We start from the raw sequence: 12,136 nt of genomic DNA, 5'->3' as shown, positions 1-12,136 counted from the left end.
ACGCAAAACTCTTCAATCCGGCCTGCAACCATCTGCTGTGGATGAGTGACGGTGGTTTGACCCCAGGATACGCGAGACCAAGCCTGTCACTCATACGGATACTCGGAACTGGAAACCGTATGTCGAGGACAATAACGGCGGGCGCTTAAGAAACCTTTTCGCAAAAGCAAAGGAAGTCTGAACAGCCTGCACCAAAACAACGCGCCCGCACCGCAGGGCGGTACGGGCACATTGAAAACACTCTAGTTTTCCTCAGGCCGGGCGAAGTTTATCCCGCTCCAAAATCGTACCCGTGCAGGTACTGACCTTCAGCAGGTAGACCCAGTCGCCCTTCGTCGCCCGCACCTGGATGCGGTGATTGTTGGCGACGTTGAGGTACACATTGCTGTACCCCCGGTTCCGCACCGCCTGCCGGATCTGCCGGTCCGTCAGTTCGATGCAGATGACCGGCCGGTGGAGGCCGAAACCATCACCGAACCCAAACCCAAGCTGCACGCTGGCAGCCTGCGCGGGAACCGTCGCGCCCGCCAGCATCACACCCAGAACGGCCACACGAACAACATTTGCGATCGTCATTTTCGTTTCTCCTTCAGTTCGGGAAAGGCAAATCCCGGCCCTTGCGGACCGGGATCTGGCGGAAGCTCGATAGACCGGCTTCCGCCGGAGGCAATGTTAGAAGTTGAACTGGAACGAGAACCCATCACGCTCCACGCCGAACCCGCCAAACGGCCGGTCAGGACGACCAACGAAGTAGTCGCGGTTCTTCTGCAGCTTGCGTACTTCGTACACTTCGCCCGTGCACTTGTTCACCTTCATCGAGTAGTAGCGGCCGTCCCATTCGCCGATCGCCAGCACACGGGTGTTGCTCAGCTTGCGCACGACATCGACGTCGTCGAAGCCATAGCGCTCAAGACCACGCACCACCTGGCTGTTGCTCAGGCACTTCTTGATCGGGAAAAAGCCGCGCGGCGCACGGTTGCCGTCAAAGCCCATCACCCCGCCATCATTGCCGATGCCCAGCTGCAGGCTGAACGACGGCGACGCTGCTTGCGCGGGCACAGCCGAGAGGCTGGCTGCACCGAGGGTCAGCGCAACAATGGCAGCGCGGCCAACGGACTTGAGGGATGAAAGTGCCATTTGAATACTCCTGGATAAGCTGCCCAATACGGCAGCGTTGATTGCGTTCTACCCCCACCCGGGTGAACCACCCCGTAACCAGGCGTTCATCTGCGGTTCAGCAACGCGGCGGAAGCAAGGCGGGTCCCCATATCTGTTCACATTTTGTCCCACCGGTTGACACCGCCGCCCCCGCCCCGTACCTCCCCCGCTTAACCCACCCAATCCGGCATTATGCTAGAAATTGTCCGGCCGCGATTCGATGCGGCCCACGGAGGTCATATGGCGGCGATCGAAGACCTGTTCGGCTCGGATGACGAGGCACCCCGCAAGGTGACCAAGGCCTCGGTTTCCCCTCTGAAACCGGTCGACACCCCCCGCCCCACGCCGCCCTCGGCTCCGGCCGACAAGTCGTCCTCTGGCTATTCCGCTGCCGATATCGAGGTCCTCGAAGGCCTTGAGCCCGTGCGCCGCCGCCCCGGCATGTATATCGGCGGCACCGACACGAACGCCCTCCACCACCTGTTCGCCGAAGTCATCGACAACTCCATGGACGAGGCCATCGCCGGCCACGCCAACCGCATCGAGGTGCATTTCGGCGCCGACGGCTATGTCACCGTCACCGACAACGGCCGCGGCATCCCGGTCGAAAACCATCCCAAATTCCCGGGCCGCTCCACCCTCGAGATCGTCCACACTACGCTCCACGCCGGCGGCAAGTTCGATGGCAAGGCCTACGAAACCTCCGGCGGACTCCACGGCGTCGGCGTCTCTGTCGTTAACGCGCTGAGCGACGACCTGACGGTCGAAGTCGCCCGCGACCAGATCCTCTATCGCCAGAGCTTTTCGCGCGGCAAGCCGGTCGGCCCCATGGAGACCGTCGGCAAGGCGCAGAACCGTCGCGGAACCTCCACGCGCTTCCATCCCGATCCGGAGATCTTTGCCGGCAAAGGTGAATTCTCGGCCTCCCGCCTGTTCAAGATGACCCGCTCCAAGGCCTATCTCTTCGGCGGCGTCGAAATCCGCTGGTCCTGCGACGAAAGCCTCGCGACCGCCGACGTCCCCGCCAAGGCAAGCTTCCATTTCCCCGGCGGCCTCAAGGATTTCCTCGCCGCCCGCATCGAAGGCGAACCCCGGATCGTCGACGAAATCTTCTCCGGCACCGTCGGCAAGCCCGGCACCAATGGCGCCACCGAATGGGCCATCGCCTGGTGCCTAGGCGACGGCTTCGTCAACTCCTACTGCAACACCATCCCCACCGCCGATGGCGGCACTCACGAACAGGGCCTCCGCGTCGCCCTCCTCCGCGGCCTCCGCAACTACGCCGACCTCACCGGCAACAAGCGCGCCGCCCAGCTCACCGCCGAGGACGTGCTCGTCCAGTGCTCGGCAATGCTCTCGGTCTTCGTGCGCGAGCCCGAATTCGTCGGCCAGACCAAGGACAAGCTGAGTTCGCCCGAGGCCACTCGTATCGTCGATACCGCGCTGCGCGACGCCTTCGACCACTGGCTCGCCGCCTCGCCCAACCAGTCGGGTAAGCTCCTCGACTGGGCCATTGAGCGCGCCGAAGAGCGCCTGCGCCGCAAGAAAGACAAGGAGATCGACCGCCAGTCCGCGACGCGAAAACTCCGCCTTCCCGGCAAGCTCGCCGATTGCACGCAGACGGCCGCCCAGGGCGCCGAAATCTTCATCGTCGAAGGCGACTCGGCCGGCGGCAGCGCCAAGCAGGCGCGCGACCGCGCCAGCCAGGCCATCCTTCCCCTCCGTGGTAAGATCCTCAACGTCGCCGGCGCCTCGCGTGAAAAGCTGCAGGCGAGCGAAGCGATCTCCAACCTTGTTCAGGCGCTCGGCTGTGGCACCCGCGACCGCTATCGCGACGATGATCTGCGTTACGACAAGATCATCCTGATGACCGACGCCGACGTCGACGGCGCCCATATCGCGTCCCTCCTGATGACATTCTTCTTTCAGGAAATGCCGCAGCTTATTGATGGCGGGCACCTCTTCCTCGCCATGCCGCCGCTCTTCCGCATCACCTCAGGCACCAAGGTGGCCTACGCCATGAGCGACGCGCATCGCGATCAGTTGCTGGAGTCCGAGTTCAAGGGCAAGAAGACCGACATCACCCGCTTCAAGGGCCTCGGCGAAATGCCCTATGTCCACCTGCGCGAAACCACCATGGACAAGAAGTCCCGCACGCTCCTCCAGGTCAAAGTCCGCCAGGACCGCGACGACACCAAGAGCGCCATTGACCGCCTCATGGGTAATCGGCCTGAAGCCCGCTTCGACTTCATCCAGGAAAACGCAGCGTTCGTGACGGACCTGGATATTTAGGCCCTCGCAGTTCTTCCCTCTCCCCTTGAGGGACTTCGAGGCGGTGGCAAGGCCATCGTTCGCTCCAGTGGAGCGAACGAAACCGACGAAGGTGGCGCGCAGCGCCGGGTGAGGGGAAGTGTCGACACCAGCCCACCCCCGCGAATCTCGTTGACTCGCAAAGGGTTTCCACTATGTTCCCGTCGCGTCGCGCGCGGCCACGGAAGGGCGGAATTCCGGTTGGCTGGTGCAAGGCGAGGCCGGTGTATCAGGCCTACTGCAGCGACCAACGTGTCGACCCGCACCTCCTCAAGTAGCTGCCCGTCGATTTGCCCTTCCTACTTGAGCGGACCACTGATTTGGCAAATGACTTCTCCGGACTCGGACTGAGCGCAAAGGTAATCGAGGCGGTCGCCGCCTCCGGATATACCAAGCCCACCGATATCCAGGCCCAGGCAATCCCGCATGTCCTGCAGAAAAAGGACATTATCGGCATTGCCCAGACCGGCACCGGCAAGACCGCATCCTTCGTTCTGCCCATGCTGACACTGCTTGAATCCGGGCGCGCCCGGGCCCGCATGCCCCGCACCCTCATCCTCGAACCGACGCGCGAACTCGCAGCGCAGGTGCACGAGAACTTCGAAAAGTACGGCAAGAACCACCGTCTCAATGTGGCCCTGCTCATCGGCGGCGTGTCCTTTGAAGACCAGAATCGCGTTCTCGATCGCGGCGCTGACGTGCTCATCGCGACGCCCGGCCGCATGCTCGACCAGTTCGAGCGCGGCCGCATCCTTCTGACCGGCGTCGATATTCTCGTCATTGACGAAGCCGACCGCATGCTCGACATGGGCTTCATTCCGGATATCGAGCGCATCTGTGGCCTATTGCCGGCGCGCCGTCAGACCCTGTTCTTTTCAGCTACCATGCCGCCGGAAATCCAGCGCCTCACCAGCCGCTTCCTCCGCGATCCGATCAAGATTGAAGTCGCGCGCCAGAACTCAACGGCAGAAACCATTGAGCAGAAGATCGTTCGCGTCTCCAACAAGCCAGAGGAAAAGCGCGCTGCCTTGCGCCAGCTGATCCGCAATGAGCCGGCGCTCAAGAACGCCATCATCTTCTGTAACCGCAAGCGCGACGTCGCCACATTGGCCCGTTCGCTCGAGCGGCACGGCTTTTCTGCCGGCGGCCTCCATGGCGACATGGATCAAAAGGCCCGCATGGAAACGCTGGACTCGTTCAAGACCGATAAGCTTATCCTGCTCATCGCCAGCGACGTGGCTGCGCGCGGCCTCGATATCCCGGCGGTGAGCCACGTCTTCAACTTTGACGTTCCCACTCATGCCGAGGATTACGTCCACCGCATCGGCCGCACCGGACGCGCTGGTCGCTCCGGCACCGCGATCACCCTGGTTACGCCAGCCGACAGCAAGTACCTCGATGCGATCAGCAAGCTGATCCAGAAGACCATCCCCGAGGTTGGCCTTGAAGGCACGCCGGAGCCAGTTTCGCCGCGCTCTGAAAACGCCCGTGGCAACGACGAGGAGAGGCCACGCGGCCGCGGCGCCCGCCGTACCCGTGGCGCCCCGCGGCCTGAAACACGCCCCGAAGCCGCCCAGCCTGAGACCGTGGAAACTCCCGCTCCCGCCGTCAAGGAACGCGCTGTTGCGGCACCCCAGCCGGATCGCCGCCCAGAGCGGCAACCCGACCGCAAGCCGGAACGGCAGCCAGATCGTCAGTCCAGCCGTCAGCCGTCCGCCCGCAACGCGGATCGTCCGGCAAAGCCGTCCAATCAGCCGGTCGTCGACGGCGTTGATGCCGATTCGCCTTTCGGTTCTGACGGCCCGATCCCCGCATTCTTGCTGCGACGCTAGCGTTTGGAATAGGCGCGGCAAAGCTCGCTGCAGCCACGCCCCAGCGACCAGACAAAAGTCGCTGCCAAGGGGTAAATGCCCACCGTTTTTACGCTGCCTTAATTGACTTACATCAAGAATATCGCTCATCTACTGCGCGCGTGGACGCGAGATGGGGCCCCAGTGTCAGAACAGGAATACAAGCGAGCGTTGGGCTACGCCAATTCGGCGCTCGATTTGCTCAAGCGCGCTTCTGTGCCGCCTTATCCGCAATTCTACGAACTGCTTTATACTTATGCGACGGGCGTCAACCCGGCTCTGAATGCCCGAATCAATTCTATCTTCCGCGAGGGTGACCCTTCAGTCGATATTTCGGAGCGGCTCTACAACGAGTTCCTGCGCGCCCAGGATGCGAGCGAGCGTGTCAGCACAGTTTCCGAGCGTATGTCGCACCGCATCGAGTCGATGCACACCGCTATCGACTCGGCCATCACCACGGCAAATTCCTACTCGGCCACCCTGCAGGTTGCTGGCGGAGACCTTGCCTCCAGCCAGATTTCTGAAGTCACTTTCGTGCGCACTGTCGCCACCAATCTGCTGGTCGAGACGCGTCGCATGCAGGAGGCCAACAACAGCCTAGAGCGCAACCTCGAAGCCGCCCGCGAAGATATCGCCGCTCTGCAGCGCGACCTCGAGGACGTCCGGCGTGAAGCGCTTCTCGATCCGCTGACCAAGATCTTCAATCGCAAGGCCTTCGATGATGGCCTGGTGCGCGCCACAGAGGCCGCCCGCGACGATAAGGCACCGCTCTGCCTCCTGCTGCTCGACATCGATTACTTCAAGCGGTTCAACGATACCTGGGGCCACCAAACTGGTGACCAGGTGCTGCGGCTCGTCGCCATGACGCTGAAGTCGAACATCAAGGGCAAGGACATCGCTGCCCGCTATGGCGGCGAAGAGTTCGCTGCCATCCTCCCCGAGACCGATCTCGAAGGCGCCATCATCGTCGCCGAGAACATCCGCAAGGCCATTCAGGCCAAGGAACTGCTCAAGCGCTCGACTAACGAGAAGCTGGGCCGCGTCACCGCCTCATTCGGCGTGGCACTGTTCCGCGCCGATGACACCCCGTCGTCGATCATCGACCGCGCCGACCGGTGCCTCTATGCCGCCAAGCACAACGGCCGCAACCTTGTCGTCAGTGAAACCGACCTCGAAGGCGAAAAGACCGTCGCTGCGTAGTTGTCTCAGGTGAGAGTGACGCCCAGCGACTTCAGCACCTTCCAATAGTCCGGGAAGGTCTTCCCGACGCAGTTGGGGTCGAGGATCGAAATCCCGCCAATCTTCAGCGCTGCCAATGCAAAGCTCATGGCGATGCGGTGGTCCTCATAAGTCTCGATCCGTGTCCGCGCATTGCGCGCCGAGAGCTCCATCAGCAGCGGATCGGAAAACACCAGCAGGTCGTCCCCCTCCTCCCGCGCCAGCCCCGGAACAATCCGGTTGAGCTCGGTGGAGAGCGCTGTGATCCGGTCGCACTCCTTTACCCGCAGGTTGGCGATCCCGACAAACCGCACCGGCGTCGTGTTGAATGCCGCCAGCACTGCCAGCGTCGGCACCGCGTCCTGCATCTGCGAGCCATCGATCACTGCAGGCAGGTGGGGAAACATGGAGATGAACTTTGCCGCCTCCGCATCCGGCTGGGTGAAGGCCGCCATCGGCACGCCGATATCGATCCTGCCGCCCGTCAGCACCTCCGCCGCCCAGATATAGGTCGCCGCCGATGCATCCGGCTCGATATGAAAGTCCGTCGCCCGGTATCCCGTCGGCTGCACCCGCCACGTCATCTCATCGACCTGCGCGACATCAGCCCCAAACGCCCGCATCGCCGCCAGTGTCAGGTTCACATAACCGCGCGCGTCGAGGTCCTTGCCCGTCAGCGCCACCTCGATCGGGCCCTCCCCGAAAGGAGCAGCCATCAGCAATGCCGAAACATACTGGCTCGAGAGCCCGCCATCGATCTCAACCCGACCGCTGCCAAACTTGCCCGTGCCGTTGATCATCACCGGTGGGCACCCGGTTTCGCTCGTCGCGTCGATCCCCAGCGAACGCAGCGCGTCGACCAGCGGCCCTATCGGGCGCTTCCGCATTGCATCGTCGCCGTCGACGATCACCTGCCCCTCAACCAGCGACACCGCCGCCGTCAAGAACCGCGTCGCCGTCCCCGCATTGCCCAGCATCAAAGGCGCCACGGGCGCTTTCAGAGTGCCATCACTGGTCACGACAAAGCTCGTCGCATCCGGCTCCTCGACGCTCACCCCCATCTGGATCAGCGCCTTCGCCATCAGCGCCGTGTCCTTGCTCTTCAGCGCCCCAGTCAGCCGGCTGGTCCCCTGTGCCAGCGCCGCCAGCAGCAGCGCGCGATTGGTGATCGACTTCGACCCAGGCACGACAACGCGCCCAACCAGCGGACGATCAGGGGGTGTGATGGCAAGTGACTTCAGGTGCGTGCTCATGTGCGGTGCGATGCCATGCTGCCTCGCCAAACACAAGAGCCGCGCAGGGCGCGGCTCATTGCAACTTGGTCGTAGATCACGGGGTCAGGCGTGCGCCCGCGCCTCCGCCAGCGCCTTCAAATCCGCCGGCTTCAGCTGCACGCTTTCGCCACAGCCACATTCGCCAGTCTGGTTCGGGTTCTTGAAGGTGAAGCCGGATTTGAGCAGGTCTTCCTCGAAATCCATCACCGTGCCGAGGAGGAACAGCGTCGCCTTGGGCTCCACCCAGACATGCACGCCCTTGTCATCGACATGATCGTCCCCGGCTACCGCCTCGGACACATAGGCGAGCGTGTACGATTGCCCGGCGCAACCGGCATCCTTGATGCCGACACGCACGCCGATCACCGGCTTGTCGCTATCGGCGATGATCTCCTTGACGCGCTCAGCAGCGGCATCGGTGAGACTCATGATCTTGAGGGCCATGGCAAACTCTATCGTAGATTACCGATATAGATACTTCGAAACGTCCCAAAGGGCAAATCGCTTCAGTGAAGTGATTTGAGGTGAGAAGGCCACGAGACCTATGGTCGAGTGGCTATCCGCAGACTAATTACCACCAGTTCAGCGCAACCTGGGCTTCTTCGCTCATTCGGCTGGCTTCCCACGGCGGATCGTAGACCATGTTGACCGTCACATCCTGGATACCCTCGACGCTGCGCGCCGCGTTCTCCACCCAGCCCGGCATCTCGCCAGCCACCGGACACCCCGGCGCCGTCAGAGTCATGTCGATCGCAAGGTTGCGGTCGTCATCGAGGTCGACCTTGTAGATCAGCCCCAGCTCATAGATATCGACCGGGATTTCCGGGTCATAGACCGTCTTCAGCGCCGCGATCAGGTCGCGCGTGATCCGCTCCACATCCTCAGCCGGAAACGCAGCCGACACCGTCGGCGTAATCCGCAGCACCTCTGCCGCAGGCTCAGCCGCCGCAATGGGGCTCAGGTCGTCAGTTTGCTCATCCATCCGCAAGAACCTTTGTTACGCGAAAAAGCTTCGCGCCTTTTCGATACCCTCAACCAGCGCATCGACATCGTCTTTGCCGGTATATAGGCCGAACGAGGCCCGGCAGGTAGAGGTGACGCCAAATCTCTTGAGCAGCGGCATCGCGCAATGCGTCCCTGCCCGCACCGCAATGCCGTACCGATCGAGGATCGTCGACACATCGTGGGCATGCGCGCCCGCGATCTCGAACGAGAATATCCCGCCCTTGCCCGGCGCCGTGCCGATCACCCGCAGCGAGTTGATCCGCGACAGCCGCTCGCTTGCATAGGCCGTCAGTTCCGCCTCATGCGCCGCCGCCTCGGCTCGCCCGACGCCTTCGACATACGCTACCGCCGCGCCGAGCCCGATCCCCTGGACAATCGGCGGCGTGCCCGCCTCGAAGCGGTGTGGCGGGGTGTTGTAGGTGATCGCATCCATCGTCACCGTCTCGATCATCTCGCCGCCGCCCTGATAGGGCTGCATTTCGGCCAGCAGATCATACTTGCCATAGAGCACACCAATGCCCGTCGGACCGTAGAGCTTATGGCCCGTAAACACGTAGAAATCGACGCCCAGCTCACGAACGTCTGTTGCCATGTGCACAACGCCCTGGCTGCCATCCACCAGCACCGGAATGCCGCGCGCATGCGCAATCTCGACGATCTGCTTCAGCGGCGTCACCGTGCCGAGGACGTTCGACATTTGGGTGATCGCCACCATCTTGGTGCGCGGTGTCAGCGCCGCCTCGAACGCATCGATGTCGAAGCTGCCATCATCGCGCACATCGACCCACTTCAGCACCGCGCCCTTGCGCTCGCGATGAAAGTGCCACGGCACGATGTTGGAATGGTGCTCCATGATCGAGAGCACGATCTCATCGCCCTCCCCGATCCTCGGGCCGCCAAACGACGACGCCACGAGGTTGATCGCCTCGGTCGCCGAGCGCGTGAAGACGATCTCCTCGACCCGCTCTGCATTCAGCAGCCGCCGCACCGCCTCGCGCCCGCCCTCATAGGCCTCCGTTGCCCGGTTCGCGAGCGTGTGGAGCCCCCGGTGCACATTGGCGTAGGCATGCCGGTGCGACCAATCCATCCGGTCCAGCACCTGGTTAGGCTTCTGCGCCGACGCCCCGCTATCGAGATAGACCAGCCGATGCCCGTGGATCTTCTCCTCAAGGATCGGAAAGTCAGCGCGAATCTTGGCGAGGTCGTAGGTCATCATACATCCAGTTTGGAGGGACTTCCCCTCACCCTAGCCCTCTCCCCTGAGGGGAGAGGGGACGCCAGTTTCAAACCCACCGTTCCATCGCCCCCTCTCCCCTCAGGGGAGAGGGTCGGGGTGAGGGGCCGGTCCAGCTAGCCGCCAGCCAGCCACCCATCCACTACCGCATTCAGCGCCTCATTCAGCGCCGCATCCTCGATCGGGTCGATCAGCTCAGCGAGAAACGCCCGGATCAGCATCGTCTCGGCCGTCACTTTGTCGATGCCGCGGCTGGTAAGATAAAACAGGTGGTCGTCGTCCAGCCGCCCGCAGGTCGAGCCGTGCCCGCACACCACGTCGTCGGCGTAAATCTCGAGCTCCGGCTTGACGAGGATTTCCGCCTCGTCCGACAGCATCAGCCCCTGCGCCATCAGCTTGGCGTCGGTCTTCTGCGCATCGCGCGCCACCACCAGCCGCCCCTGGATCACCGCCTTCGAGCGGCCCCGGGCGATGGTCTTGAACAGCGGCTTCGAGGATGTATGCGGCACCGCGTGGTTCGCGTCCATCGTGATGTCCGAGTGCTGGCCATCGCCGACGAGGTTGAGCCCCGTAATGTCCGCATGCGCGCCCTTGCCGCCATAGCGCGGAAATAGCTGCGTACGGCTCAGCACCCCACCCGCATGGATGATCAGCGTCCTAAGCTTCGCATCTTCCGCAAGGTGATACTCGTTAGTCGCAAAATGCGTCGCCGTCGGGCCCGCGAGGTTCACCGTGATATGGGTGACCCTGGCGCCCTTCCCCACCGCGATATAGGTCGCGTGGTTGGACACATGCGCCGCATCGCTGCCGGCGTAGGTCTCAAGGATCACCGCACTCGCACCATCGGCGACAAAGATCTTCGCGCCACTGGCCGAATGACCCGCCGCGCCTTCGTTCCGCCGGTCGATATGGATCACCGGGTCAACGCTGCCTTCGAGGTCGAGCCGCAGGCTCTCCCTGGTCATCGCGCCGTTCAAACGCGTAACCACATCGTCACGCGTCGTCAGCACGCCGCCCGCCACCGTCCCGGCGATAACGCCCGCTGGCGCCGTGCCAGCCACCTGCACCGCCCCATTGGCGATCATCAGTTGATAGGCTCCTGCAACGCGCAGCGCCGGTGCACTGGCTTCCGTCGCCAAAGCTGCCAGCTCCGGCACCGTGCGCAGCAGCATCTTGAGGTCGGTATAGTGATAGGCCTCGACGCGCCGCGTCGGCAGCCCAGCGACCGACAGCCGCTCGGCCTCGGCGCTGGCGCCAAGCCCGTTCAGCTGTTCGATCAGCTTCAGTTCAGCCGGCCCGAGCCGGACGGGGATTTGCATGGTCAAAATCCCTTATGCCGCGGCTTCGTCAAAGCCGGCATAGCCCTGCGCTTCAAGCTTCAGCGCTAGGTCCTTGTCGCCGCTTTCGACGATCTTGCCATCTGAGAACACATGCACCACATCGGGCACGATGTGGTTCAGCAGCCGCTGATAGTGGGTGATCACCAACATGGCGCGCGTGCCGTCGCGCAGCACATTGACGCCCTGCGACACCACCTGCAGCGCATCGATATCGAGCCCCGAGTCCGTCTCGTCGAGCACGCACATCTTGGGCTTCAGCAGCGCCATCTGCAGGATCTCGGCGCGCTTCTTCTCGCCGCCCGAGAACCCGACGTTCAGCGCGCGCTTCAGCATATCCGCATCGATATTGAGCTGCTTGCCGCTTTCCTTGACCGCACGCATGAAGTCAGGGGTCGACAGTTCACCCTCGCCACGTGCCTTGCGCTGCGCATTGAGCGCGGCCTTTAGGAAGGTCATAGTCGCGACGCCCGGAATCTCGATCGGATACTGGAAGGCGAGGAACAGCCCGGCCACGGCGCGCTCAGAGGGTTCCATCTCGAGGATGTTCACGCCATCCAGCAGCACCTCGCCCGAAGTGACCTCATAGTCTTCCTTGCCGGCCAGCACATAGCTCAGCGTCGATTTGCCGGAGCCATTGCGCCCCATGATGGCGTGCACCTCGCCCTTGGGCACCACAAGGTTTACGCCCTTGAGGATTTCGCGCTCTTCGATGCGCACGTGCAGGTCGCGGATTTCCAGCATCGGGGT

At 62.9% G+C, this 12,136-nt stretch carries 11 protein-coding genes; 3 read left to right on the top strand and 8 right to left on the bottom strand.

Annotation, left to right across the window (positions count from 1 at the left end):
• Window positions 1–252 precede the first annotated feature (252 nt).
• Together ACO06J_RS05680 and ACO06J_RS05675 are read right to left on the bottom strand one after the other, a co-directional pair.
• Window positions 253–576, bottom strand: coding sequence for a hypothetical protein (locus tag ACO06J_RS05680; protein WP_421759733.1), 324 nt, complete (start codon window positions 574–576; stop codon window positions 253–255).
• A gap of 96 nt (window positions 577–672) precedes the next feature.
• On the bottom strand, window positions 673–1,137 hold the full coding sequence (locus ACO06J_RS05675) for a hypothetical protein (RefSeq protein ID WP_421759732.1): 465 nt from the start codon (window positions 1,135–1,137) through the stop codon (window positions 673–675).
• Between the two features lie 261 nt (window positions 1,138–1,398).
• Between ACO06J_RS05675 and parE the strand changes: the two genes are divergently transcribed.
• From parE to ACO06J_RS05660, 3 genes are all read left to right on the top strand, one after another.
• Window positions 1,399–3,450, top strand: coding sequence for a DNA topoisomerase IV subunit B (gene parE / locus ACO06J_RS05670; protein ID WP_421759731.1), 2,052 nt, complete (start codon window positions 1,399–1,401; stop codon window positions 3,448–3,450).
• A 338-nt stretch (window positions 3,451–3,788) separates the two neighbouring features.
• On the top strand, window positions 3,789–5,300 hold the full coding sequence (locus tag ACO06J_RS05665; protein WP_421759730.1) for a DEAD/DEAH box helicase: 1,512 nt from the start codon (window positions 3,789–3,791) through the stop codon (window positions 5,298–5,300).
• Between the two features lie 162 nt (window positions 5,301–5,462).
• Complete coding sequence (locus ACO06J_RS05660) at window positions 5,463–6,518, top strand: GGDEF domain-containing protein (RefSeq protein WP_421759729.1); 1,056 nt, start codon at window positions 5,463–5,465, stop codon at window positions 6,516–6,518.
• A 5-nt stretch (window positions 6,519–6,523) separates the two neighbouring features.
• On the opposite strand, the gene ACO06J_RS05655 is transcribed toward ACO06J_RS05660, so the two are convergent.
• The 6 genes from ACO06J_RS05655 to sufC form a co-directional block, all read right to left on the bottom strand.
• Window positions 6,524–7,789 carry a 3-phosphoshikimate 1-carboxyvinyltransferase gene (locus tag ACO06J_RS05655; RefSeq protein ID WP_421759728.1) on the bottom strand — a complete coding sequence of 422 codons (1,266 nt, stop codon included), beginning with the start codon at window positions 7,787–7,789 and terminating at the stop codon, window positions 6,524–6,526.
• A gap of 84 nt (window positions 7,790–7,873) precedes the next feature.
• A complete protein-coding gene (locus tag ACO06J_RS05650) occupies window positions 7,874–8,254 on the bottom strand; it encodes a HesB/IscA family protein (RefSeq protein ID WP_421759727.1) in 381 nt (126 codons plus the stop codon).
• Window positions 8,255–8,381: 127 nt separating this feature from the next.
• Window positions 8,382–8,792 (bottom strand): SUF system Fe-S cluster assembly protein, encoded by a 411-nt coding sequence (locus ACO06J_RS05645; RefSeq protein ID WP_421759726.1) that lies wholly within the window; start codon window positions 8,790–8,792, stop codon window positions 8,382–8,384.
• A 15-nt stretch (window positions 8,793–8,807) separates the two neighbouring features.
• Complete coding sequence (locus ACO06J_RS05640) at window positions 8,808–10,028, bottom strand: cysteine desulfurase (RefSeq protein WP_421759725.1); 1,221 nt, start codon at window positions 10,026–10,028, stop codon at window positions 8,808–8,810.
• A 137-nt stretch (window positions 10,029–10,165) separates the two neighbouring features.
• A complete protein-coding gene (gene sufD, locus ACO06J_RS05635; RefSeq protein ID WP_421759724.1) occupies window positions 10,166–11,368 on the bottom strand; it encodes a Fe-S cluster assembly protein SufD in 1,203 nt (400 codons plus the stop codon).
• Between the two features lie 12 nt (window positions 11,369–11,380).
• Window positions 11,381–12,130 (bottom strand): Fe-S cluster assembly ATPase SufC, encoded by a 750-nt coding sequence (sufC, locus tag ACO06J_RS05630; RefSeq protein WP_421762457.1) that lies wholly within the window; start codon window positions 12,128–12,130, stop codon window positions 11,381–11,383.
• Between the last annotated feature and the right edge of the window lie 6 nt (window positions 12,131–12,136).

Origin of the sequence: Devosia sp., from assembly GCF_965229025.1 — a bacterium.
Lineage (GTDB): Bacteria > Pseudomonadota > Alphaproteobacteria > Rhizobiales > Devosiaceae > Devosia_A.
The sequence above is the reverse complement of the archived record's forward strand: the minus strand, read 5'-3'. Positions and strand labels throughout refer to the sequence as shown.

What these genes read in the sequence shown, in the direction of transcription:
- sufD (WP_421759724.1), bottom strand. Translation starts at nt 11,368, where the DNA reads ATGCAAATCCCCGTCCGGCTCGGGCCGGCTGAACTGAAGCTGATCGAA.
- ACO06J_RS05645 (WP_421759726.1), bottom strand. Translation starts at nt 8,792, where the DNA reads ATGGATGAGCAAACTGACGACCTGAGCCCCATTGCGGCGGCTGAGCCT.
- parE (WP_421759731.1), top strand. Translation starts at nt 1,399, where the DNA reads ATGGCGGCGATCGAAGACCTGTTCGGCTCGGATGACGAGGCACCCCGC.
- ACO06J_RS05680 (WP_421759733.1), bottom strand. Translation starts at nt 576, where the DNA reads ATGACGATCGCAAATGTTGTTCGTGTGGCCGTTCTGGGTGTGATGCTG.
- ACO06J_RS05640 (WP_421759725.1), bottom strand. Translation starts at nt 10,028, where the DNA reads ATGACCTACGACCTCGCCAAGATTCGCGCTGACTTTCCGATCCTTGAG.
- ACO06J_RS05655 (WP_421759728.1), bottom strand. Translation starts at nt 7,789, where the DNA reads ATGAGCACGCACCTGAAGTCACTTGCCATCACACCCCCTGATCGTCCG.
- ACO06J_RS05675 (WP_421759732.1), bottom strand. Translation starts at nt 1,137, where the DNA reads ATGGCACTTTCATCCCTCAAGTCCGTTGGCCGCGCTGCCATTGTTGCG.
- ACO06J_RS05650 (WP_421759727.1), bottom strand. Translation starts at nt 8,254, where the DNA reads ATGGCCCTCAAGATCATGAGTCTCACCGATGCCGCTGCTGAGCGCGTC.
- sufC (WP_421762457.1), bottom strand. Translation starts at nt 12,130, where the DNA reads ATGCTGGAAATCCGCGACCTGCACGTGCGCATCGAAGAGCGCGAAATC.